Below are 24,970 nucleotides of genomic sequence, written 5' to 3'. Positions count from 1 at the left end.
TTAAAGTTCATTTTCCTTCATGCGCTCGGCATTCTCAGCAACGGTCAGCGCATCAATCATGGCCTGGATATCGCCACCCAGGAAACCCTGCAGATCGTGTGTGGTATAGCCGATGCGGTGATCGGTTACACGACCCTGTGGGAAGTTGTAGGTGCGGATCTTGGCGCTTCGGTCGCCGGTCGAAACCAGACTCTTACGACGGTTGGCGATATCATCCACGTACTTCTGGTGCTCCTTGTCATAAATAAAGGTGTACAAACGAGAGAGTGCGCGCTCCTTGTTCTTAGGCTGGTCGCGGGTCTCGGTACACTCAATCAGGATTTCCTCGGTCTCGCCAGTGTTAGGGTTCTTCCACATGTAACGCAAGCGTACACCCGATTCAACCTTGTTCACGTTCTGACCACCGGCACCCGAGCTACGGAAGGTATCCCACTTGATCTCACCCTCGTTCACGTGTACCTCAAACTTGTCGGCCTCGGGCAGCACGGCCACGGTGGCAGCACTGGTCTGCATACGTCCGTTGCTCTCGGTCACTGGCACACGCTGCACGCGGTGTACACCACTCTCGTACTTCAGCGTACCGTAAACATCGGCACCTGTTACCGAGAAGTCAACCTCCTTAAATCCGCCCACGGCACCCTCAGATACGTAGGTAATCGACACCTGCCAGCCCTTCGACTCGCAGTAGTTCTTGTACATCTTAAACAGGTCGCCAGCAAACAGGGCAGCCTCGTCGCCACCTGTTCCTGCACGTATCTCCATTTCTACGTTCTTGGCATCTTCGGGGTCTTTCGGTATCAGCGCAATCTTTATTTCCTCCTCAAGCTGTGGCTGTAACTCCTCGTTCATAGTCAGCTCCTCGCGTGCCATCTCCTTCATCTCTGGGTCGCTCTCGTTAGCCAGGATATCCTTAGCCTCCTTAATACCATTCAGACACGCAATATAACGTTTGCGGGCGTCCATAATATCGCCCAGGTCCTTGTATTCCTTTGTTAGTTTAACAAATCGCTGCTGGTCGGCAATCACGGCGGGGTCGGTAATCAGGGTCGAAACCTCCTCGAATCGTGCCTCCAGTCCATCTAATTTTTGTAGAATGCTGTTACTTGTTTCTGCCATCTTATTTATAATATATTATATTTGGGCGGCAAAGTTACAAAAAAAAGCCCGTATATCAAAATATTTTTCCGCTAAAATGCTGTTTTTCTGTTTTTTATGGTTATATTTTGCAATGTGAATCGATAGTAAAGCTTAGTGCAGGTGTTCTGTATTTCGATTTTAAATTTTAAAATGGTTAATAACTAAGTGTCGTTTGGGGTGGAGGTGATAGTTGTCTTATTCTTCTTTCCTGAGAGCTCTGCAAAGGTACGAAAATTATTTTAATCCACCAAATGTTTTAGCCACTTTTTTAGTTGAAAAAGCAAAAATATTTTGGTTGTCCATTTCTTGCGCAAAGAATAGTGATTTTATGGCTTCGAATATTACTGATTATGCTCAAATTAGTACAATCTCGTTTCCTGTGCTCACCACCACACCGCACGCCGCACGCCGCAACTTTTCCGTACTTCACACTCGCAGCATCTTGTCTTTAGAATATTATATATTATTATATATATTATAATATATATAATAATATATAATATTTATAATACTAATTAATCTACCTCCACCATCGCACCCATCCACACCGCAAAACCAAAAAGTTGCGGCGTGCGGCGTGCGGTGTGGTGCTATCACCACTACATGCATTTTAGCGGAGTTTAGAGGTTCGTTTTTTGCATTTTAGCGGAGTTTACAAGCCTAAGCTAAAAATAAATGTTAGGTTTATTCGTATAAAATAATGACGCTGCAAATATAGAAGCATTTTCTATTAGTTCCAAATATTTTGGATAATTTTTAAAGAAAAACTGCATGTAGTCGCAGAATTTCTTGGAGCAATATAACAATCGTTTCCTGAAAAATAATACTTTATCACATGAAGAAATCGCATGTATGTTTATGTGTAGGGAGTGAAGAACAACTAAAAGGTTTAGAAAATGAACAAAAACAATTGATTAATACCATAGACGAAAAGTTCTTCAAAGGCTTAGATAGTAGCTGGTGATTGACTACCCAAAAGGCAACTGATGAGTTGATTTTTACCACCCAAAAGGAGAATTTGACTACCCAAAAAGGGCGAAACAACTACCCAAAAGCAACCAGAAAGAATGTGGCTCTGGCCTTAGGCGGTATCAGTAGGATCGGTTCTCTTTATCAGAAATAGGCGAATATTCCCTCATAAAATTGGCAAGAAGTGGTAGTTATTCCCTCATAAAATTGGCAAGAAGTGGTGATTATTCCCTCATAAAATTGGCAAAATATTTGGAGGTTTGTCCAAAAAAGTGTATATTTGCAGCGATAATTCATCCAGAAAAGTGTAGATTGATATGAAAAGAAAATTGTATAATGCGCTGATAAATTGGAAAAACGACCCAGACCGCAAGCCTTTGGTGCTTGAGGGGGCTCGTCAGGTGGGCAAAACTTGGCTGCTAAAAGAGTTTGGACAGAATGAATACCAGAATCTGGTTTATGTGAATTTTCATGATGATCCTGAAGCACAGGAGATATTTCGTGTTGATCTTAAGGTAGATCGCATCTTATATTTGTTGGAATCCATAACGAATCAAAAGATTACAGCAGGCAAGACGCTGATATTCATGGACGAGATTCAGGAGGCGTATAGAGGGCTTGACAGCTTAAAATATTTTTGTGAAAATGCACGCGAGCAGCATGTTGTTGCAGCAGGTTCGCTGCTTGGCACCACTCATCGTAAAGGTGAGTCTTATCCTGTTGGCAAGGTTAATCTTCTCACACTTTATCCTATGACATTCGAGGAGTTTCTTTGGGCAAAAGGTGAAGAAAGAATTGCTGAGATTTTGGCACGTACAGATTGGGGAATGGTGCAGTTATTGGATTCTAAGATTCAGGAACTACTACGACAATACTATTATGTAGGCGGAATGCCTGAGGCAGTATTGCAATATACCACAAAGGGAGATGTAAATAAAGTACGGCAGATACACGAGGAAATCTTGCGGGCATATGACAACGATTTTGCCAAGCATGCAGGTGATGAAACAGAACGCATACGTATGGTATGGGAAAGTATTCCAAATCAGCTTGCTAAAGAAAACAAGAAGTTTATCTATGGTGCAGTAAAGGAAGGTGGTCGAGCTCGCGATTTTGAAATCGCAATAGAATGGCTTGTAAGGGCAGGCCTTGTATATAAGATTCGCAGATGTAAGAATCCTGCGATGCCATTGAAGTTCTATGAAGACTTCGATGCATTCAAACTTTATCTGTTGGATGTGGGGCTTTTAGGGGCTATGTCTAAGGCCAGCCCAAGGCTCATGCTCATTAATAATGGTGTGTTTACAGAATACAAAGGAGCTTTTACAGAGAATTATGTATTGCAGCAATTAAAATCAATTGGGGCTTTGGATGTCTATTATTTCAGCAAGGATAATTCTACTCAGGAAGTTGATTTCTTAGTTCAGACGGCCGAACGCATTATCCCCACCGAGGTTAAGGCAGAGGAGAACGTGAAAAGTAAGTCGCTAAAACAGTTTGTAACAGTTGATCACGCCGATAAGCATCTGAAAGGTTTGCGTTGTTCTATGAAGTCCTATATCGATCAGGACTGGATGGAGAACATTCCTCTATATGGGGTACTAGGATATTTTAACAATCAAATGTAAAGCTCGCACAGTAGATGTCATCTGGTTTAATGAACGGCAGATGCCTTCTAAAATGGCGATTGTATGGAATATCTTTGAGGACAAGGAATTGGACGAGACAGTGGTTGTTCGGAAATTCCGAACTACCACTCAACATGGAGCTATAGAGGGGAAAACTGTACTACCCTAGAAAAAGTTCTTCGTAAACGAAGCGGCAAAGCCGAGCGGAATGGATTTTACCTTACCCCTGCCAAAAGTTGAATCATTCTCTCTAAACCCTTGTTTTTGTTGAAAGACGATTATTTTTATTCTTAGTTTTTCTTTATTTCACTTATTTGTTGTATCTTTGCATGCAATAATACAAATAAAAATAGTGAATAGAAACAGCAATATAGTAGAATACCCTCGCGCCAAGAAAATCGTAGTGAGTGGCGATATTCATGGTGATTTTACTCAGCTCGTATTTAAGTGCTGCGTACAGTATGAAATGACCGATACACTTATCATTGTAGCTGGTGATTGTGGATTCGGTTTTGAAAGGCCTGGCTATTATGAGGCTGTTTACAATCGTTGTCGCGACCGGCTTTCAAAATCCAATAACTGGATAGCTTTTATAAGAGGAAATCACGATAATCCAGCTTATTTCAACAGACTGCCAATAAAACACCAACGCTGGCGTACGTTATGTGATTATTCGGTAATTAAGGCTTGTGGTCATACGGTTCTTTGTGTAGGTGGTGCAACATCCATCGACAGAACTCTTCGTATGACATCTAATAAATTTCATATACCCAATCCAAATGATCCTCTTTTGCCAAATGTTTATTGGTCAAATGAACTCCCTGAATTTAACAAGGAGAAGCTTAATAAAATTGATCAGCAATGCGCTGTAGATACCATAATTACCCATACTTCACCATCGTTCTGTGAATTATCATCACACCATTTCTTGGAAAGCTGGGCTGCGCATGATGTTGATTTGTTGGACGACGTAAGGTATGAGCGCCAGGTGATGGACGATATCTATAGTTATCTTTATAGCAAGAATCATCCTTTAAGTAATTGGTATTACGGACATTTCCACGAGAGCTGGCACGCCGAAATAGATCATGTGATATTCCATATGCTCGATATTATGGAATTAAGAGAGATTCTTTAAGCGCTCGGCTCAGCCGCATGCTAAAAAGCAAGAACAATTTCAATAAGTTCCAAATATTTTGAGACTTTTTTCTTTTAAATTGCATATTTTTAGCCCCATTCTTGTGTATTTCACAAAACTTTTTGTACTTTTGCAATGTCCATACCTGCGCCATGATGGCGTGATTACTACCAGTGGTGATGCAGGATTTGTGGTCACTTTAAAGATGTATGACGCAAAATACGAGAAGAGATATGAGCGATTTAGAGGAACTGCGTAAGGCAATTGTCGAGTTTACTCAAGAGCGCGATTGGGATCAATTTCATAATGGAAAGGATCTGGCTTTAGCCTTGTCAATCGAGGCTTCAGAACTGAACGAGGCCTTTCTGTGGAAAGATGCCAACGATGTAAAAGTTGAGAAGGTGAAAGAGGAACTGGCTGACATCGTAAACTACGCTATCCTTATCGCTGACAAATACAATCTCGACATTAAGCAAATAGTATTGGATAAACTAAAACGCAATGCCGAGAAATATCCTGTAGACAAAGCCTACGGGAGTGCTAAGAAATATAACGAACTATGATTATCTATAGAGCCACTAAGAAGCAGTTTGTTACTGATGTTTTCAATAACACGATTGCAGATAACATCGACGAGGCGTTTTACGAGCACCTTGGCAGGCATACTTCGCCTAACGAGGTGCGTTCGTGGCAAAATTCAATGCAATATATGTCGAGAGTGGTTAATACGCCCGAATTACCCGATGATACCGGAGTGGCTATAGAATATCAGATTCCGTTGACCGCAAAGCGAGTAGATTTTATTGTTTCTGGCTTAAACTCCCAGAAACGAGAGCAACTTGTAATCATTGAATTAAAGCAATGGGAAAATGCAGAGCCAACCCCAAAACCTGGCGTTGTTGTTACAAAATTCCAACATGGTAAGGCTGAGGTAGCTCACCCATCATATCAGGCCTGGTCGTATGCTTATATGTTACAGAACTATAACATGACCATTCAGGAGCGAGGCGTTGACATTTGCCCTTGTGCTTATTTGCACAATTATGCACCTGATGGCATGATTAATGGCAAACTTTACGAGGACTATGTAGTAAAGGCGCCTGTATTCCTAAAAAACGATGCAGCACGATTACAGGACTATATTTTACGTTATGTGCGATATTGCTCGCCCGAAGATGTGCTTTGGAAGATTGATAATGGTAAGTTGCGACCCTCAAAGCAACTGGCTGACTCCTTAACATCCATGCTTCGTGGCAATGAAGAGTTTATGATGCTTGACGATCAAAAGGTGGTGTATGAGTCGGCAGTCTATCTGGCAGAGAAGGCACAGCAAGGCAAAAAGCAAGTACTGATAGTTGAGGGTGGTCCTGGTACAGGTAAGAGTGTATTGGCAATCAATCTGTTGGTTAATCTCACAGCCGAGGGCATTGCTTCGCAATACGTAACCAAGAATAGTGCACCACGTGCAGTTTATAGTGTAAAACTATCAGGTAGTTTTAAGAAAACATACATTGATAATCTATTCGTTGGTAGTGGAACCTTTACTGAGACTATGCCCGACACGATGGGGGCTTTGATTGTTGATGAAGCACATAGATTGAATCTTAAGAGTGGACTGTTCTCAAACAAAGGTGAGAATCAGATTAAGGAAATAATCAAGACAGCAAGGTTTTCTGTATTCTTTGTAGATGATTGCCAACGTATACACATGAAAGATATCGGTAGTGTGCAATCCATCAAACAATATGCAGAGGAGATGGGAGCTGATGTACATCTGGAGCATCTTAGTTCTCAATTCCGTTGTAATGGTTCTGATGGTTTTCTTAGTTGGTTGGACAATGCTTTGCAGATTCGTGAAACCGCCAATATACGATTAACCGCAGAAGATTATGATTTCCGTATATATGATTCGCCGACCGAGATGTTCGAAGAGGTGAAACGTAGAAATCAAGCAAACAATAAAAGTAGAGTAGTGGCTGGGTATTGCTGGGATTGGAATAGTAAACAGAACCATGCTGCCTACGATATTGTTATACCTCAGTTCGGTTTTCGTAAACAATGGAACTTTAATAGTAACGAGCCTTGGTTGATTGGCGAGAAATCAATCGATCAGATAGGATGCATCCATACTTGTCAAGGGTTGGAGCTTGATTATGTTGGAGTGATTGTTGGACCAGACTTGACGTATAAAAACAACCGGGTAGTAACGGATGGATTTAAGCGTTCGCCTAACGATCAGTCGCTTAAAGGTTTCAAGGCGATGGTACGTAAGAATCCAACCGAAGCTTTACAATCAGCTGATGCCATCATCAAAAATACTTATCGTACACTGATGACCCGTGGTATGAAGGGCTGCTATGTGTATTTCTGTGACAAGGCTTTGGCCGAGCATTTTCGCGAACTAATGGCCGAGAAACCATCAAAAGAACCAACAGTTCGTATTGAGCCTGTAGTTAATGATGATGTAAAATACATTGATTTCCTGCCGGTATATTCGATGAAGGCTGCATGTGGTTATTTCGGCGAAGGCGAAGACTACAGCGAGTTGGGATGGATAAGAGTGGAAGGCATGGGGAAGTTAAATCGCAACATGTTTGTTGTACAAGCCTGCGGACACTCTATGGAACCTCGCATCAATGATGGAGATTTCTGTGTGTTCCGCATCAATCCGGCTGGCAGCAGACAGGGCAAAATTATGTTGGTACAACATCGTAATTATTATGATGCCGACAATGCTGGGGCTTATTCTATCAAAGAGTATTCGAGTGTGAAGAGTTACGATGAATTTGGCTCTTGGCAACACGAGAAGATTGAATTGAAACCGCTGAACCGTGATTATAATAGTATTATCATCACTCCCGAGGATGGTGATGAGTTCCAGGTTGTAGGCGAATTAGTTGGTGTCTTGTAATTTATGAAAGAAAAATAATGTAAACTTAATTCGTATAAAAACAGCGGGGCCGTGGGGCTCCGCTGCTTTTTGTATGTGTAAACGGGTTTACTCGTAATCGAATGTACCGAACTCGCTCTTGATGGTGAGGCTCTTCTTGCCTTCCTCGATATGTCCTACTACCTGAGCATCGATGTTGAAGCTCTTTGAGAGGGCGATGACCTGATCGGCAACCTCGGGGCGTACGTAGATTTCCATGCGGTGACCCATGTTGAATACCTGGTACATCTCCTTCCAATCGGTACCTGAGCACTCGTGGATGGCACGGAACAATGGGGGCACGGGGAACATGTTGTCCTTAACCACGCGGCAGTTGTCGTTCACGAAGTGGAGCACCTTGGTCTGGGCGCCACCTGTGCAGTGAACCATACCGTGGATTTCGGGACGGAGCTCGTCGAGCAGCTTCTTGATAACTGGTGCGTAGGTGCGGGTGGGTGAGAGCACGAGCTGACCGGCATTAACGGGCGAACCTTCGACAGCATCGGTAAGCTTGTACTTGCCGCTATACACGAGCTCGTCGGGTACAGCGTGATCGAAGCTCTCGGGGTAGTTCTCGGCCAGATACTTGGCAAACACATCGTGACGGGCTGAGGTAAGACCGTTTGAGCCCATACCACCATTGTAGCGCTTCTCGTAAGTGGCCTGACCGGTTGACGACAAACCAACGATAACATCGCCTGGACTGATGTTGGCATTATCAATCACGTCGGCACGCTTCATGCGGCAGGTAACGGTGCTATCTACGATGATGGTGCGAACCAGGTCGCCTACATCGGCAGTCTCACCACCAGTGGGGTAGATACCGATACCCATCTCGCGCAGCTCGGCCAGCAACTCGTCGGTACCGTTGATAACGGCTGAGATAACCTCGCCAGGAATCAACATCTTGTTACGACCGATGGTGCTTGATACCAGGATGTTATCAACGGCACCCACGCAAAGCAGGTCGTCGGTATTCATCACGATGGCATCCTGAGCGATACCTTTCCATACTGAGAGGTCGTCAGTCTCTTTCCAATACATGTAGGCGAGGGCCGACTTGGTGCCAGCGCCATCGGCATGCATGATGTTACAATACTCTGGGTCGCCCCCTAAGATGTCGGGGATAATCTTACAGAAGGCCTGTGGGAAGATTCCCTTGTCAATGTTTTTGATGGCGTTGTGCACGTCTTCCTTAGCGGCACTCACGCCTCGCATCATATATCTATTATCCATAATCTAAATTATTTTTCGTGCCAAAATTCCCAGCTGGCGAAGGCTTGGAGCAGGAGCATCTCGAGGCCGTTCTTAACCTCGGCACCGTACTTGGCGCCCTTGCGCATAAACAGGGTTTGGTCGGGGTTATAAATGAGGTCGTAAAGGATGGTGTGCGAGTCCATTGCCTCGTAAGGCAGGTCGGGGCACTCGTCGGTTTTGGGATACATGCCTAATGGCGTGCAGTTAACAATGACGTTGTACTCCTTGATAACCTCGGGGGTAATCTGATTGTACTGGATGGTGTCGGGGCGCTCGTAACGGCTGACGAACACGGGCTCGATGCCTAACGACTTGAGACCGAAGTTAATGGCCTTTGAGGCGCCGCCGGTGCCCAGGATAAGGGCTTTTTTGTGCCACTTGGGGTCGAGCATGCTCTCGATGCTCTGGGTAAACCCGATGACATCGCTGTTATAGCCCTTGAGCAGCGTTTTATTCTTCTCATGGACCACACGGATCACATTGACAGCACCGATGGCACGTGCCTCGGGCGAAATGCTGTCGAGGAAAGGAATCACCTTCTCTTTATAAGGGATGGTGACGTTGAGACCTTTAAGGTTGGGATTGCGGTCGATGATCTCGGGGAGTTCATCAATCGTGGGAATCTCAAAGTTCTCGTACTTGGCATTGATGCCTTCGTCGGCAAACTTCTGGTTGAAGTAGCTGATGGAGAACGAATGTCCCAAGGGATAACCGATAAGTCCGTACTTGTCCATAAATTTCGTATTTATTTAGTTGCAAAATACATGGTGCAGATGCCGAAGGTGAGCCTGCGGAACGAGGCCTCGGCAAATCCTGCCTTCATCAGAATATCTACCATGCGCTCGCCCTGGGGGAAAGCCTCGATGGTTTTTGTGAGATAGGAGTAGGCGCTGGTGTCGCGCGAGATCAATCGGCCATAAACGGGGAGCACGGTGTGCGAGTAGATGTGGAACAGCTGCTTCATGGGGAACTTAACAGGTGTGGTAAGCTCTACGATGCTGAGATGGCCACCGGGCTTAAGCACGCGGTACATTTCGCGCAGACCGGCATCGAGGTCGGCAAAATTGCGGATGCCGAATGCGGCGGTAACGGCGTCGAAGGTATCGCTATTATAAGATAGGTGTAGGCAATCCTCTTTCTCGAAGGTTACTATGCTGTCGAGACCGAGTGCCTTTACCTTCTGTCGGCCTATCTCCATCATGCCCTCGCTGATGTCGGCACCTACCACGCGGGTGGGCTGCAGCATCTGGGTGGCCAGGATGGCGAAGTCGCCTGTGCCTGTGGCTATATCGAGCAGCGACTGGGGCTTGTAGGGCGCCAAAGCCTTGATGGCCTTACGGCGCCAGCCCTTATCGATGTCCCACGACAAACGGTGGTTAAGCTTGTCGTAGGTAGGGGCGATGTTATCAAACATCTGCTCTACCTGCGACGCTTTTTCACCTTCGCCGTATGGCTTTATCTTCTCCTGTTCGTACATATTAACGTGACTTAAAAGCTGCGAGCCATTCGCTGACGTTCTTCTCGATGCGCTGGGCGATGTCCTCGTCGCTGTTCTCGCGCTCAAACTTCTCGCCTACGATGTGCTCGTAAAGCTCGATGTAACGCTCTGATACGCTCTCGGCATACTCGTCGGTAATCTCGGGCATGGTCTGTCCGGGCTCGTTCATGAAGTCGTGCTCGATGAGCCACTGACGAACGAACTCCTTAGAGAGCTGACGCTGGGGCTCGCCCTTGGCCAACTTCTCCTCGTAACCATCAGCATAGAAATAACGGCTTGAGTCGGGGGTGTGGATCTCGTCGATGAGGTAAACCTTACCATCGCGCTTACCAAACTCGTACTTGGTGTCAACGAGGATCAGTCCGCGCTTGGCGGCAATCTCCTGTCCGCGAGCAAAGATCTTGCGGGTGTAGTCCTCCATGATGGCATAGTCCTCGGCAGATACGATGCCCTGAGCGATAATCTCTTCCTTCGAGATGTTCATGTCGTGACCCTCATCGGCCTTGGTTGTTGGGGTGATGATGGGCTCGGGGAAACGCTCGTTCTCCTTCATGCCGTCGGGCAGCTTAACACCGCACAGTTCGCGGCAGCCATTCTTGTACTCGCGCCAAGCCGAACCGGTAAGGATGCTACGGATAATCATCTCAACACGGAAACCCTCGCACTTCAGACCAACGGTTACCATGGGATCGGGGGTAGCCAGCTTCCAGTTGGGGCAGATGTCGGTAGTGGCATCGAGGAACTTGGCTGCAATCTGATTGAGCACCTGACCCTTGAAGGGGATTCCCTTGGGCAGTACTACATCGAATGCTGAGATACGATCGGTGGCTACCATCACCATCAGATCGTCGTTAATGTTGTAAACGTCACGAACCTTGCCGTGATAAACGCTCTTCTGTCCTGCGAACTTAAAGTCCGTCTTAGTTAATGCTTTCATTGTTTTATTATTATTTACCTTTTGACCTTTTTCACTTGTTTGGTATTTCGCCCTTCATCTCTTTGTCGAACTCCTCGTAGGCGTTCACGATGCGGGTTACGAGCTTGTGGCGAACGATATCATCGCGCTGCAGATTAACAATACCAATGCCCTCTACATTATTTAATATATGCAGGGCCTCGATGAGTCCGCTCTTCTGCGAGTGGGGCAGGTCGATCTGCGTCATGTCGCCTGTAATAATCATCTTGGTGTTCCAGCCCATACGGGTGAGGAACATGCGGATCTGGGCGGGTGTGGTGTTCTGCGCCTCGTCGAGAATCACAATAGCATCGTTCAGCGTGCGACCGCGCATAAATGCCAAGGGGGCAATCTGAATGATGTTTTTCTCCATCATATCCTGCAGCTTTACCTGAGGCAGCATGTCCTCGAGGGCATCGTAAAGGGGCTGCAGATAGGGGTCGATTTTATCCTTCATGTCGCCAGGTAGGAATCCGAGTTTCTCGCCAGCTTCTACAGCTGGGCGCGAGAGGATAATCTTTTTGGCGGTTTTGTCTTTCAGGGCTTTAACGGCAAGGGCTATGGAGAGGTATGTTTTTCCGGTACCAGCTGGGCCAACGGCAAACACCATGTCGTTATGGTTGTAAGCCTCGATGAGTCGCTGCTGGTTGGGCGTTCGCGCCTTGATGGGGCGGCCCGACATGGAATAAACCACAACGCCATCGGGCACATCATCGCGCGTGCGCTTACCTTTTATGATATCGAGGATGTCCTCGTCGCCAAGCGAATTAAAACGGAGTACATGGGCGCGCAGCTTTTCAACGCTTTCCTCGAAAGCTGCCATTTGTTCCTCGTCGCCCAAAACGCGAATCACATTGTCGCGGGCCATGATGCGCAGTTTGGGATATAACGAGCGAATCATCTGTAAGTGCCCGTTGCCAACCCCATAGAATATCACGGGGTCAATGTCTTCTAATACGATATGTTTCTCTATCAAAAGCTGAAGTTTTTTATTTTTGGGCACAAAGTTACAAATAATTTTTGTATCTTTGCAACGTAAAAACAGAATTTTTAGATGAAACTTACAAAAAAAAGATATTTAATAGGATTTACGGTGGTGGTAGTGGTGCTTTCGGTAGTGCGAGCAGAGTTTCCGCAGCTGGCTGAAGCCAGAACTAGCACTTCTAGCCCTGCTAGTATTTCTAGCTCTAGTGCTGGGGCGATCGCCCCAGCTGACAGCCTGGCTGAACCAAAGCCCATCAGCTATCAAACAAAGAAGCACAAAATATTCTCGGTGCCCAGCTTTAAGGCTTGCTTCCCCGATACCCAGTCGGTGCAGTTGGCGGCAGCGATGAAGTGGGGCGTGAAGCGTGTGAAGAACCGCGAGGATGCCGAGAAACGTAAGAGCGAACTGGTGTATGTGGGTGCCAACCCTTACTACCATATCGACAAGCTGTACTCGAGTATTCCTTATCTGGTGCCCCGTGCGGCGGTACTGCTGCAGGATGTAGGACAGGCATTCTTCGACAGTTTGTATGTAAAAGGCATTGCTCTGCATCGTCCTATCGTTACCAGCGTGCTGCGTACCGAGGCCGATGTGACCAAACTGCGCCGACATAACGGCAACGCTACCGAGAACTCGTGCCATCTGTATGGTACCACCTTCGATATCTGTTACAACCGTTACGAAACGGTTCAGGATCCTGATGGGCCTGAGCGCAGAGCTGTGCGAAACGACAGCTTGAAATACGTGTTGTGCGAGGTGCTGCGCGATATGCGCGAACAGGGGCGCTGCTACATCAAATACGAGGTGAAGCAGGGGTGCTTTCATATGACGGTGAGATGACATTGAACATTGAGCATTGAACATTAAAGATTAAACATTAAATAAGAACTTAGGACTATGAGATTAGACGGACGAAGAGAAAGCTCGAATGTTGAGGATCGCCGCGGTATGAGCGGTGGTGCTAAGGCTGGTATCGGTGGTATCGGAGGTATTATTTTGATTGCGCTGTTTACATTCCTGCAAGGCGGCGATGTAACAGATGTGGTACAGAATGTGGTGCAGCAAACCATGCAGGCGCCTACCGAGACCGTTGGCGAGGAGAATTTTACTGAGGAGGAACAGGAACTGGCCTCGGACTGTAAGAAGATTCTGGCCAGTACCGAGGAGGTATGGACCAAGGTGTTCGAGGAGAATGGCTGGGGCGAATATCAGTACCCCACGCTGGTGCTGTTCAGTAATCAGGTAAACTCGGCCTGTGGTTCGGCAACAGCTGCGGTGGGTCCGTTCTATTGCTCGGGCGACCAGAAGCTGTACGTGGATCTGTCGTTCTTTACCCAGATGAAACGTCAGTTGGGGGTTGAGGGTAACACCTTTGCCTACGCGTATGTGATAGCCCACGAGATTGGTCACCATATTGAGTACCTGACGGGTACGCTGAATAAGGCGCATCAGGCTATGAATCAGACAGATAAGGTGACTGCCAACCAGATAAGTGTGCGACTGGAGCTGCTGGCCGACTACTATGCCGGCGTGTGGGCGCATTACGAAGATGCCATGAACCACTCGATGGAGTACGGCGATTTAGAAAAGGGCTTGGAGCTGGCTAAGGCTATCGGCGACGACTGGTTGCAGAAGAAGGCTCAGGGTAGGGCAACACCCGAATCGTTTACCCACGGCACTAGCGATCAGCGTAAGCGCTGGCTGAAGCGTGGCTTTGAGACTGGCGACATGCGCACCAGCACCTTCGCTGTACAGAATTACAACGATCTATAATTACTCGTGATGATAGGGCTCACCCTTGATGATGGTGCAGGCACGATAGATCTGTTCGGTAAACACCAAACGAATCATCTGATGCGAGAACGTCATCTTTGAAAGCGAGAGCTGCTCGTTAGCACGGGCATATACCTCGGGAGAAAATCCATACGGTCCGCCTACGACGAATACCAGTCGGCGGGCCGTATTGCGTTTCTGCTCCAGCCACTTGGCAAACTCGATACTGCGAAACTCCTTGCCATGCTCGTCGAGCAGTACTACGGTGTCGCTGGACTGGATCTGTTTCAGAATCAGCTCGCCTTCGGTAGTCTTCTGCTGCGCTTCCGACAGGCTCTTGGTGTTTTTGAGTTCGGGGATGGTTACGAGTTCGAAAGGCATGTAATGACCGATGCGATCCACATAATCGTTGATGCCTGCCTGGAAATGCTTGTCGGTGGTCTTGCCCACCAGAATCAAAATCGTTTTCATAATCACTTGATACTTTTGGTGGCTACGAACTCGTCGAACTGACTCTTATAGCCGTTAAACACATTGATATCTACATCGCCACGAATACCGTTTACGCGACCATCGGGGCACAGTTGCCAGAAGGCCAGGCGCACATCGGGCTTATACTCGCCGTAGCGGGCAATCCACACGTCGTAGTCGCGCTTAATGTCGGGCACCATACCAAAATATTTATTGATAAACATCTGGTTTATATATAAGATAGGTGTTACGCCGCAACGGGCCTTTACCATCCTGCACCAGATACGTATCTGCTGGAACATCTTCTCGGCACCGCCTGCAGCGCGAATCTGTGCGTCGCTGGGCTCTACGTCGAGCACTGGGGGTAGGTCGCCCTTCTGGAACTTGGTGTGCTTGATAAAATGCTTGGCCTGGGCGGCACCCGATGTCTTGAGCGAGAAGAAGTGGTAGGCGCCGATGGGGATACCATGCTTGCGTGCCTTGGCGTAATCGTCGGCATAGAACTTATTGGTTACGGTAACGCCCTCGGTACTCTTGATAAAGATAAACGAGATGGGGTAGTTGGCCTTGCCGTGCACATTCTTGTGGTTTTTCTTGCCTAAGAAGCTGATGCTGAGCTTGTCCCAGAGAATGGGTGATTTGTGGCGCCCCTTGCCGTGCTGGTAGCGGGCGATATCAATGCCATAGATACGCTCGGAGGTGTACTTCATGCGTTCGCCCCAGAATCGGTTCTTCTTCCATTCGCCCACCTGCAGGCGTGGCTCGCCATCGGTGGGGGTAAGCAGTTGTATGCCGAATCCGTCGCGCTTGTCATCGGTCCAGTGACCCTCGAAATAGCTGCCATCGGCTATGTAAGCACCATGACCGTTGGCTTTGGTACCTCTGAAGTCGCCTTGGTAAGTTCCTAAGCTGTCGATACGCAAACCCGTTTTGATGGTGTCGGCCTGATAAGTGGCCACGATGGTAAAACCAGCCGAGTCTAAAGCCAGCGTGGTGCCCTCGTGGGTACGGTTGCGCCAGTTGCCCACGTTCCAAACAGTTAGTCGCTGGGCAGGTTCAATCTGCAGGCGCTTGCCGTTGGCAAAGGCAGCCACCATCTCATAACCCTCGTCCATCACATTGTGACGGTCGAAGTAGTACTCAAATTCGTCGCCAAAATCAGGCATAGAGTCGTTGGGCAGGGTGTCGGCCTCGGCGGCAAGTGTGTTCTGCATATCGGCACTCAGTTGCATGCCGGGATGTGTGGGTTGCCTCAGAAAGTAGGTTGATGCCAACAGCAGGACAAAGGGTGTTATAATAGATATTAATACCTTTTTCATTTATTTACATGATTTCGGGTGCAAAGTTACAAATTAATTTGCTATCTTTGCCATCAAAATAATGATAATTTTTATGCTTATGATAAAGAATTGATGTGCGAACAGGCCCCCAAAAAAGGCTAAAACTAATAAATTGATAGATTTTTTCGATAAAAAAGTTACGAATTGTTTGTTTATTCCAACGAAAATGATTAATTTTGCAGCCGAAAATAAGAAATTAAGCAAAAATGAAGAGTCTGAATCTACTTAACAGCCTGTTTATTATTATTCGACTGCATGGGGCAGGTCGGAAGTGACAGGGTATGTAGATAATTGACAATGTTTCATTGAAACTAAAAATTAAGAAAGAGCCTTTCTCACTTCCGAGTGTGAAAGGTTCTTTTCGTTTGGAATAACAAGTATTATCGTTAAAATAAAAATTTAAAAATGAGTGACAGATTGTTTATTTTCGACACAACGCTCCGCGACGGCGAACAGGTGCCCGGATGCCAGTTGAACACCGTAGAGAAGATTCAGGTGGCTAAGGCGCTTGAGCAGTTGGGCGTGGACGTGATCGAAGCAGGATTCCCTATCTCAAGTCCAGGTGACTTTAACAGTGTGATTGAAATCTCGAAAGCGGTTACATGGCCAGTGATTTGTGCGCTGACACGTGCCGTTGAACGTGATATCGACGTGGCTTTCGAAGCCCTGCAGTATGCCAAGCACAAGCGTATCCACACGGGTATCGGTACCAGCGACGAGCACATTCAGTATAAGTTCAACTCAACCCGTGAGGAGATCCTGGAGCGTGCCGTTGCCGCCACCAAGTACGCCAAGCGATTTGTAGATGATGTGGAGTTCTACTGCGAGGATGCCGGAAGAACAGACAACGCATATCTGGCCCAGGTAGTGGAAGCTGTTATCAAGGCTGGTGCTACCGTAGTAAACATCCCCGATACCACAGGCTACTGTCTGCCTGAGGAGTATCACGATAAAATCAAATACCTGATGGAGCACGTGGATAATATCGATCGCGCCATCATCTCAACCCATTGTCATAACGACTTGGGTATGGCTACAGCCAACTCGTTCAGCGGTGTGATGGCAGGTGCCCGTCAGGTGGAGGTGACCATCAACGGTATTGGCGAGCGTGCCGGTAACACATCGCTCGAAGAGATTGCCATGATACTGAAGTGCCACAAGCAGTTGGGTATCGAGACCAATATCAATACCACTAAGATTTATCCCACCAGCCGTATGGTGTCGAGCTTGATGAATATGCCCGTTCAGCCTAACAAGGCTATCGTGGGTCGTAATGCCTTTGCGCACTCAAGCGGTATCCATCAGGACGGCGTTCTGAAGAACGTACAGACCTACGAGATTATGGATCCCAAGGATGTGGGTATCGACGATAACTCAATCGTACTCACCGCCCGCTCAGGTCGTGCTGCCTTGAAGCATCGTCTGCATGTAAATGGTGTGGATCTGACCGAGGAGAAATTGGATAAGGTATATGAGAAGTTCCTGGTATTGGCCGACCAGAAGAAGGAGGTGAGCGATGCCGATGCCCTGATGCTGGCTGGTGCCGATACAGCTGATACGCACGCTGTTAGATTGGACTTCCTGCAGGTTACTACAGGTAAGGGCGTGAAGAGTGTGGCCAGTATCGGACTGGACATCAGCGGACAGAAGTTCGAGGCTGCTGCTTCTGGTAACGGTCCGGTTGATGCAGCTATCAAGGCACTCAAGAAGATTATCATGAAGCAGATGACGCTGAAGGAGTTTACCATTCAGGCTATCTCGAAGGGTAGCGACGATGTGGGTAAGGTACACATGCAGGTGGAGTACGATGGCGCACTTTACTATGGTTTTGGTGCCAACACCGATATTGTAACCGCCAGCGTCGAGGCGTATATCGATTGTATCAACAAATTTAAAAAGGAGGAAGACTAAATGAATACACTCTTTGATAAGATATGGGATAAGCACGTGGTGCAGCAGGTGGAGGACGGACCTACGCAGCTGTATATCGATCGCTTGTATTGTCACGAGGTAACATCGCCTCAGGCATTCGACGGCATGCGTGCTCGCGGACTGAAGTGTTTCCGCCCCCAGCAGATTTTTTGTATGCCCGACCATAATACACCTACACACGATCAGGATAAACCTATCGAGGACCCCGTATCGCGTAAGCAGGTGGACACACTCGCCAAGAATGCAGCTGAGTTCGGACTGACGCATTACGGCATGATGTCGAAGGATAACGGTATTATCCACGTGGTAGGTCCAGAGAAGGGATTATCGCTGCCAGGCATGACGATTGTTTGTGGCGATTCGCACACCTCTACCCATGGCGCAATGGGTGCTGTGGCCTTTGGTATCGGCACCAGCGAGGTAGAGATGGTAATGGCTTCGCAGTGTATTCTGCAGCAGAAACCCAAGTCGATGCGTATCACCATCAACGGTGTGTTGGGTAAGGGGGTAACCCCTAAGGATGTGGCCCTTTACCTGATGGCACAGATAACTACCAGTGGTGCTACAGGCTATTTTATCGAGTATGCCGGATCGACAGTAAAGGCCATGAGTATGGAGGGTCGACTGACGCTGTGTAACCTCTCGATAGAGATGGGTGCGCGTGGTGGTTTTATCGCTCCCGACAGCACCACGTTTAATTACCTGAAGGGTAGGGAGTATGCACCCAAGGGCGAGGCGTGGGACAAGGCTGTGGCCTATTGGAAAACGCTGAAGAGCGGCGACGATGCTGTGTTCGACAAGGAGCTATCGTTTAATGCTGCTGATATCGAGCCCCGTGTTACTTATGGTACCAACCCAGGTATGGGCATCGGTATTACTGAAAGCCTCCCCCCAGCCCCCTCCAAAGGGAGGGAGAGCTACGAAAAGGCTATGAATTATATGCAGTTTGAGGCTGGACAGAAGTTGCTGGGCACCAAGGTGGATTATGTGTTCCTGGGTGCTTGTACCAACGGACGTATCGAGGATTTCCGTGCGTTTGCCCATCTGGTTAAGGGGCGCCATAAGTCGCCCGATGTAGTGGCTTGGCTGGTACCTGGTTCGTGGGCTGTTGACAAGCAGATTCGCGAAGAAGGACTCGACAAGGTGCTCGAGGCTGCTGGTTTCGAAATCCGTCAGCCTGGCTGTTCGGCCTGTCTGGCCATGAACGATGATAAGGTGCCCGCAGGCAAGTTGGCGGTATCAACATCCAACCGCAACTTCGAAGGTCGTCAAGGCCCCGGTTCCCGCACCATCTTAGCATCGCCCCTCACCGCTGCCGCCGCAGCCATCACGGGTGTAATAACAGATCCACGAGAGTTAATATAGCAAAAAAAAGATGAAACAGAAATTCAACATCATAACAAGTACGTGTGTGCCCCTGCCGATGGAGAATGTGGATACCGACCAGATCATACCCGCCCGATTCCTGAAGGCTACCACACGCGAAGAGAAATTCTTTGGCGACAACCTGTTTCGCGACTGGCGTTACAATGCCGACGGTACGCTGAACAACGACTTTGTGCTTAACAACCCCAAGTACTCGGGTTGCATCCTGGTGGCAGGTAAGAACTTTGGTTCGGGTAGTAGTCGCGAACACGCTGCGTGGGCCATCGCAGGCTACGGCTTCCGTGTGGTTATCAGCAGTTTCTTTGCCGATATCCATAAGAACAACGAGTTGAACAACTTTGTGCTGCCCGTGGTAGTAAGCGAGGCGTTCCTGGCTGAACTCTTTGCCAGCATCGATGCTGACGCTAAGACCGAAGTAGAGGTGGATCTGCCCAACCAGACGGTAACCAACAAGGCTACCGGTCGTAGCGAGCACTTCGACATTAACGCCTACAAGAAGCATTGTCTGATGAACGGCTTAGACGATATCGACTTCTTGGTGGAGAACAAACAGAAAACAGAACAATGGGAACAAGCGAACAAGTAAACAAATTCAAGCGTGTAAAGCCCTTTGTGGAGATTATGGACTCTACGCTACGCGATGGTGAGCAAACCAGCGGCGTATCGTTTCTGCCCCACGAAAAGCTGATGATGGCCCGTATGCTGTTGAACGATCTGAATGTGGATCGTATCGAGGTGGCATCGGCCCGAGTGAGCGAGGGCGAGCGCGAGGCGGTAAGCATGATTTGTCGCTATGCCTCACGTATCGATGCCCTCGAAAGGGTAGAGGTGCTGGGCTTTATCGATGGCGGCAAAAGCATCGACTGGGCTGCTGAGTGCGGTTGTAAGACCGTGAATCTGTTGGGCAAAGGCTCGCTGAAGCATTGTACCCAGCAGTTGCAGAAAACACCCGACGAGCACATTGAGGATATCCATCGCGAGGTGCGTTATGCCCACGAGAAAGGTATCACCGTTAACCTGTATCTGGAGGATTGGAGCAACGGTATGAACGAGTCGCCCACCTACGTTTACAAGCTGATGGATGCGCTGTGCGATGTAGGTATCCGACGCTTTATGCTGCCCGATACCTTGGGTATCATGAACCCGTTGCAGTGTATCGAGTACTTCCGCAAAATGCTGAAGCGTTATCCCGATACACACTTCGATTTCCACGCCCATAACGATTACGACCTGGCGGTATCAAACTCGTTGGCTGCTGTGCTGAGTGGCGCCAAAGGTCTGCACGTAACGGTGAACGGACTGGGTGAGCGTTGTGGTAATGCACCGCTGTCGAGTGTGCAGGTAATTCTGAAGGATCAGTTTAACGCCCGCACCAATATCCGCGAGGACAAGCTGAACGATATCTCGCGAATGGTTGAGAGCTATAGCGGTATTGCCGTAGCGCCTAATCAGCCCATCATCGGCGACAATGTGTTTACCCAGGTGGCTGGCGTGCATGCCGATGGCGATAAGAAGGACAACCTGTATTGTAACGCCTTGGTGCCAGAACGATTCGGTAGAAAGCGTGAATATGCCCTTGGCAAGAATAGCGGTAAGGCTAACATCGCCAAGAATCTGGAGGAGCTCGGTTTGGAACTCACACCTGAACAGACCAAACGTGTAACCCAGCGTATTACCGAACTGGGCGACAAGAAGGAGATTGTAACGCAGGAGGATCTGCCATTCATTGTGAGCGACGTGCTGAAACACGATGCGCCTGAGAATAAAGTTAAGTTGGTAAGTTACGTGGTATCAACGGCTTATGGCTTAAAACCTGGAGCAAATGTGAAGGTGGAGATTAACGGACAGGCGTATGAGGCTTCGGCTACTGGTGACGGTCAGTACGATGCCTTCGTAAAGTCGTTGCGCTATATCTATAAGAAGTATCTCGGACGTACGTTCCCCATCCTGCAGAACTACGCTGTTACCATCCCACCAGGTGGACGAACCGATGCGTTGGTACAGACCGTGATTACCTGGAATGATAACGGCAAAATCCTCCGCACCCGCGGACTGGATGCCGACCAGACCGAAGCGGCCATCAAGGCTACCTTCAAGATGCTGAACATCATCGAAGATGAACAAGAGAAAGAAATTTAGTTGGAAAAAACAAAAATGGAATTATGAAACTGAAAATTGCTGTATTAGAGGGCGACGGAATAGGCCCAGAGATTATGAAACAAGGTGTGGCTGTGATGGATGCGATTGCCGCTAAGTTCGGTCACGAGTTTGAATATACCCCTGCTATCTGTGGTGCTCACGCCATCGAAGAGGTGGGCGATCCTTACCCCGACAGCACTCACGAGGTATGTATGCAGGCCGACGCTGTGCTGTTTGCTGCTGTTGGCTCGCTGAAGTTCGACAACGATCCTACCGCTAAGATACGTCCTGAGACAGGTTTGCTGGCCATGCGTAAGAAGCTGGGTTTGTTTGCCAACGTGCGCCCTGTGGCTACTTTCGATTGTCTGCTGCACAAGTCGCCATTGAAAGAAGAGCTCCTGAAGGGTGCCGACTTTGTGGTGATTCGCGAGTTGACTGGCGGTATGTATTTCGGTGCCAAGTATCAGGATAACGATCAGGCCTACGATACCAATATCTACACCCGTCCAGAAGTGGAGCGCATCCTGAAGGTGGGCTTCGAGATGGCGATGACCCGTAAGAAGCACCTGACTGTGGTTGATAAGGCTAATGTGCTGGCATCTAGTCGTTTGTGGCGCCAGATAGCCAAGGAGATGGAGTCGCAGTATCCCGAGGTTACTACCGATTACATGTTTATCGATAATGCCTCGATGCGTGTCCTCACAGAGCCCCGTTACTTCGATGTGATTGTTACCGAGAATACCTTTGGTGATATCCTGACCGACGAGACCAGCTGTATTACTGGTTCGATGGGCTTGCAGCCTTCGTCGTCATTAGGCGAGCACACACCGCTGTTCGAGCCCGTTCATGGTTCGTGGCCACAGGCTGCCGGTCAGAATCTGGCTAACCCAATCGCTCAGATTCTCTCAGCAGCTATGCTGCTGGAGCACTTCGGACTGAACGAGGAGGGTGGTCTTATCCGTAAGGCTGTCACCGCCTCGCTCGATGCCAACGTACGCACCCCGGAGATTCAGGTCGAGGGTGGCAAGAAATACGGCACAACCGAAGTAGGAGAGTGGATTGTAAATTACATTAAGAATGCGTAAAGTTGTAATGATAGCTGCTATGTTTGTGGCGTTGGGCGCAGCTGCCCAGACGCCCAAACAATGGCGCGATTCGGTATCGGTACTGATAGAGCAGATAAATCTGAATCCCAGTAATCTGGAGTTGCGATTAAAAAAGGCTGAGGCTAATATTAATCTGCAGCAGTACGAGTATGCCCGCGATGAATATTCGGCTGTATTGAAGAAAGACGAGAAAAACTTGGCGGCACTTTACTTCCGTGCGTTCTGTCAGACGCAGTTGCGACAGTATAGTTTTGCCCGTGCTGATTACGAGGCGTTCTTAGCTATCCAGCCCGAACACCTGGAGGCACGCTTGGGTTTGGCGCACGTGTTGCAGTTGTTGGGACGAAAGACCGATGCTGCCGATGAGTTGAACCGTGCTGTACAGATGTTCCCCGACAGTACGGATGCCTATGCAGCCAGAGCTGTATTTGAAACCCAACAGGAGCAATACGATGCAGCCCTGTACGATTGGGACGAAGCTTTACGATTAGCGCCTAAGAACGCAGAACTGACGGCATCGAAGGTTGATGTGCTGTTGCGCTTAGGCAGAAAGAAAGAGGCCCGCGAGGCATTAGACCAAGCCGTAAAACAAGGCACCCCACGTGCTGCGTTACGTGAGTGGTACGATAAGTGCAAATAAAATAATAAAGCCCACCAAATTTGGCGGGCTTCATTATTATTAGGGCCATTTTATTTTATCTAGCAGAAACGTATTTGTGCAAGGTTGCACGAACGGCACCATTGCCAGCAAACAGTTCCTTAACCATTCCCTCAATCTGCTCGCCCAGACCAGCCTCGTAAAGGTCGAGACCGAACACGTCCTTGCGACTGTAGAGCGTCTTCAGACAACTCCAATCCTGATCGGCCTTACCGATCTGCAATGGAGCAACGATAGCCTGCAGTTCCTCGAGCATGGGGTCGGGGGAACAATCAAAGGCTGTACCATCATCCTTAATTCCCTTCAGGTAGCGGGCGTAACCAGCCAAGGTGAGAGGGATGAGTACCAGATTGCTCTTATCCAAACCGCGAGCGATGTACTTCTTCAGAGTCTCACCAAAACGGATAGGCAGCTTCTGACTGGTATCCATAGCGATACGCTGTGGGGCATCGGGCATGAATGGGTTTGGTAAACGGCGATTGATAACAGCGCCGATAAACTCGTAGGGGTTCAGCACACCTGGATCAACTACTACCGGCATAGCCTCGATATAACCCAGCTTCTGAACGAATGGGCGCAGGTCCTCGTCGGCCATCTCGGCAGAAATCAAGGTGTAGCCCAGCATGCAGCCATAGATACTCATGGCGGTGTGCAGAGGGTTCAGGCAGGTGGTAACCTTCATGGTCTCAACCTTATCAACGGTTTCGCGAGTGGTGTAGAGCGCACCGCCCAGATCCAATGGTGGGCGACCGTTGGTGTAGTTATCCTCGATTACCAGATACTGCACCTCTTCGGCATTTACGAATGGAGCTGTGAAGGTGTGCTTCTCGGTCTCGATGTAGTTGTTGTCGTCGAAACCATCAGCAGCCAACATCTCTTTTACCTTCTCGTGTGGACGAGGGGTAATCTTATCAATCATCGACCATGGGAAGGTGATCTTCTTCTCATCCTTCAGGTAGTCGAGGAAGGCAGCAGGTACCAGTCCGTCCTTCACCCAACGCTCGGCATAAGCAAATACGCCAGCCTTTACCTTATCGCCGTTGTGCGAGCAGTTGTCCATACTCTGAACGGTGAGAGGCAGCTGTCCGGCGTTGAAACGCTCGAGCAACAGGGCACAAACCTTACCCATAGCGAAGAGGGGCTTCAGTCCGCGAGCCAGATCGGCCTCGTTGTAAGTGTAACCCTTCTCGGTGATGGTGAACGAAATCATCTGCAATGATGGGTTCTTGAAGATTTCAACCAGACGGTTCCAATCCTCAAACTGTGGGTCGGCCTTCAGGGCTTCGGTTACTGAGGCAATCACCTTCTTCTCGATAGAACCGTCTGAGCAGAGGTTCACGCAAAGCGAAAGGTTGTTATAGGGGGCATAAGCCTTATCGATGACCTCGAAGTCGAAAGTCTCGGCTACAATCACACCGCGATCGTACTTACCTGTGTTCAGTGCGTCGTTCAGGATGGCAGCAGGGAAAGCACGGAAGATGTTTCCGCCACCGAAGTGTACCCATGTGGGCTCTTTGGCTGTCTTTTCGCGTACAGCCTTGATATCAAACTTAGGAAGCTGGTAGCCCTTAGCTTCCCACTCTGCGGCGCTAAACTTACCGCTTATAATATCATTAAGTTTCATTTCTTTTTGTTTTAATATTTTAAAGCCCCTCCCCTTTGGGAGGGG

General features: G+C 48.3%; 21 protein-coding genes. 12 read left to right on the top strand and 9 right to left on the bottom strand.

The window, feature by feature from the left end; genetic code table 11:
- Entirely contained in the window at positions 1–1,116 is a 1,116-nt protein-coding gene (gene prfA, locus BLU97_RS06985; RefSeq protein ID WP_074760836.1) for a peptide chain release factor 1, read from the bottom strand.
- Positions 1,117–2,423: 1,307 nt separating this feature from the next.
- Here prfA and BLU97_RS06980 point away from each other — a divergent pair.
- The 4 genes from BLU97_RS06980 to BLU97_RS06965 all read left to right on the top strand — a co-directional run bounded on the left by BLU97_RS06980 (position 2,424) and on the right by BLU97_RS06965 (position 7,783).
- Positions 2,424–3,734, top strand: a complete 1,311-nt coding sequence (locus tag BLU97_RS06980) for an ATP-binding protein (RefSeq protein ID WP_074760835.1) — start codon at positions 2,424–2,426, stop codon at positions 3,732–3,734.
- 352 nt (positions 3,735–4,086) lie between these two features.
- The gene (locus BLU97_RS06975) at positions 4,087–4,872 is read left to right on the top strand and encodes a metallophosphoesterase (RefSeq protein WP_317039891.1); all 786 of its coding nucleotides are present in this window, start codon (positions 4,087–4,089) and stop codon (positions 4,870–4,872) included.
- A gap of 233 nt (positions 4,873–5,105) precedes the next feature.
- Positions 5,106–5,435, top strand: coding sequence for a nucleotide pyrophosphohydrolase (locus tag BLU97_RS06970; protein WP_139208883.1), 330 nt, complete (start codon positions 5,106–5,108; stop codon positions 5,433–5,435).
- Positions 5,432–7,783 carry a DNA/RNA helicase domain-containing protein gene (locus BLU97_RS06965; RefSeq protein ID WP_074760833.1) on the top strand — a complete coding sequence of 784 codons (2,352 nt, stop codon included), beginning with the start codon at positions 5,432–5,434 and terminating at the stop codon, positions 7,781–7,783. The genes BLU97_RS06970 and BLU97_RS06965 overlap by 4 nt, the downstream gene beginning before the upstream one ends.
- Before the next feature lie 87 nt (positions 7,784–7,870).
- Here the strand turns inward: BLU97_RS06965 and BLU97_RS06960 are convergent, their stop codons facing one another.
- Genes BLU97_RS06960 through BLU97_RS06940 form a run of 5 tightly spaced genes read right to left on the bottom strand, consistent with a single transcriptional unit; the run spans position 7,871 to position 12,487 of the window.
- Entirely contained in the window at positions 7,871–9,037 is a 1,167-nt protein-coding gene (locus tag BLU97_RS06960; RefSeq protein WP_074760832.1) for an AIR synthase-related protein, read from the bottom strand.
- A gap of 8 nt (positions 9,038–9,045) precedes the next feature.
- Complete coding sequence (locus tag BLU97_RS06955) at positions 9,046–9,792, bottom strand: shikimate dehydrogenase family protein (protein ID WP_033149280.1); 747 nt, start codon at positions 9,790–9,792, stop codon at positions 9,046–9,048.
- An 11-nt stretch (positions 9,793–9,803) separates the two neighbouring features.
- The gene (ubiE, locus tag BLU97_RS06950) at positions 9,804–10,535 is read right to left on the bottom strand and encodes a bifunctional demethylmenaquinone methyltransferase/2-methoxy-6-polyprenyl-1,4-benzoquinol methylase UbiE (RefSeq protein ID WP_074760831.1); all 732 of its coding nucleotides are present in this window, start codon (positions 10,533–10,535) and stop codon (positions 9,804–9,806) included.
- Position 10,536: 1 nt separating this feature from the next.
- Complete coding sequence (locus BLU97_RS06945) at positions 10,537–11,493, bottom strand: phosphoribosylaminoimidazolesuccinocarboxamide synthase (protein ID WP_013064788.1); 957 nt, start codon at positions 11,491–11,493, stop codon at positions 10,537–10,539.
- Between the two features lie 31 nt (positions 11,494–11,524).
- The gene (locus BLU97_RS06940) at positions 11,525–12,487 is read right to left on the bottom strand and encodes a PhoH family protein (protein WP_033149339.1); all 963 of its coding nucleotides are present in this window, start codon (positions 12,485–12,487) and stop codon (positions 11,525–11,527) included.
- Between the two features lie 78 nt (positions 12,488–12,565).
- On the opposite strand from BLU97_RS06940, the gene BLU97_RS06935 reads away from it, so the two are divergent.
- Together BLU97_RS06935 and BLU97_RS06930 are read left to right on the top strand one after the other, a co-directional pair.
- Positions 12,566–13,336, top strand: coding sequence for a DUF5715 family protein (locus tag BLU97_RS06935; RefSeq protein ID WP_074760830.1), 771 nt, complete (start codon positions 12,566–12,568; stop codon positions 13,334–13,336).
- Positions 13,337–13,393: 57 nt separating this feature from the next.
- Positions 13,394–14,269 (top strand): neutral zinc metallopeptidase, encoded by an 876-nt coding sequence (locus tag BLU97_RS06930; RefSeq protein ID WP_074760829.1) that lies wholly within the window; start codon positions 13,394–13,396, stop codon positions 14,267–14,269.
- Here the strand turns inward: BLU97_RS06930 and rlmH are convergent, their stop codons facing one another.
- Positions 14,270–14,740, bottom strand: coding sequence for a 23S rRNA (pseudouridine(1915)-N(3))-methyltransferase RlmH (rlmH, locus tag BLU97_RS06925; RefSeq protein ID WP_074760828.1), 471 nt, complete (start codon positions 14,738–14,740; stop codon positions 14,270–14,272).
- A gap of 2 nt (positions 14,741–14,742) precedes the next feature.
- On the bottom strand, positions 14,743–16,059 hold the full coding sequence (locus tag BLU97_RS06920) for a GH25 family lysozyme (protein WP_074760827.1): 1,317 nt from the start codon (positions 16,057–16,059) through the stop codon (positions 14,743–14,745).
- Positions 16,060–16,485: 426 nt separating this feature from the next.
- On the opposite strand from BLU97_RS06920, the gene BLU97_RS06910 reads away from it, so the two are divergent.
- Genes BLU97_RS06910 through BLU97_RS06885 form a run of 6 tightly spaced genes read left to right on the top strand, consistent with a single transcriptional unit; the run spans position 16,486 to position 23,283 of the window.
- On the top strand, positions 16,486–17,991 hold the full coding sequence (locus tag BLU97_RS06910; protein WP_074760825.1) for a 2-isopropylmalate synthase: 1,506 nt from the start codon (positions 16,486–16,488) through the stop codon (positions 17,989–17,991).
- Positions 17,992–19,377 (top strand): 3-isopropylmalate dehydratase large subunit, encoded by a 1,386-nt coding sequence (gene leuC / locus BLU97_RS06905; protein ID WP_074760824.1) that lies wholly within the window; start codon positions 17,992–17,994, stop codon positions 19,375–19,377.
- A 10-nt stretch (positions 19,378–19,387) separates the two neighbouring features.
- Positions 19,388–19,984, top strand: a complete 597-nt coding sequence (leuD, locus tag BLU97_RS06900) for a 3-isopropylmalate dehydratase small subunit (RefSeq protein ID WP_074760823.1) — start codon at positions 19,388–19,390, stop codon at positions 19,982–19,984.
- The gene (locus BLU97_RS06895) at positions 19,963–21,537 is read left to right on the top strand and encodes an alpha-isopropylmalate synthase regulatory domain-containing protein (protein WP_074760822.1); all 1,575 of its coding nucleotides are present in this window, start codon (positions 19,963–19,965) and stop codon (positions 21,535–21,537) included. Before leuD ends, BLU97_RS06895 begins: the two co-directional genes overlap by 22 nt.
- A gap of 23 nt (positions 21,538–21,560) precedes the next feature.
- On the top strand, positions 21,561–22,622 hold the full coding sequence (gene leuB, locus BLU97_RS06890; protein ID WP_074760821.1) for a 3-isopropylmalate dehydrogenase: 1,062 nt from the start codon (positions 21,561–21,563) through the stop codon (positions 22,620–22,622).
- On the top strand, positions 22,615–23,283 hold the full coding sequence (locus BLU97_RS06885) for a tetratricopeptide repeat protein (protein WP_074760820.1): 669 nt from the start codon (positions 22,615–22,617) through the stop codon (positions 23,281–23,283). The genes leuB and BLU97_RS06885 overlap by 8 nt, the downstream gene beginning before the upstream one ends.
- 55 nt (positions 23,284–23,338) lie before the next feature.
- Here BLU97_RS06885 and BLU97_RS06880 read toward each other — a convergent pair whose 3' ends face one another.
- Positions 23,339–24,925, bottom strand: coding sequence for a mannitol dehydrogenase family protein (locus BLU97_RS06880; RefSeq protein ID WP_074760819.1), 1,587 nt, complete (start codon positions 24,923–24,925; stop codon positions 23,339–23,341).
- Positions 24,926–24,970: the final 45 nt, after the last annotated feature.

This window comes from Xylanibacter ruminicola, assembly GCF_900107775.1.
Taxonomy (GTDB): domain Bacteria; phylum Bacteroidota; class Bacteroidia; order Bacteroidales; family Bacteroidaceae; genus Prevotella; species Prevotella ruminicola_C.
The sequence above is the reverse complement of the archived record's forward strand: the minus strand, read 5'-3'. Positions and strand labels throughout refer to the sequence as shown.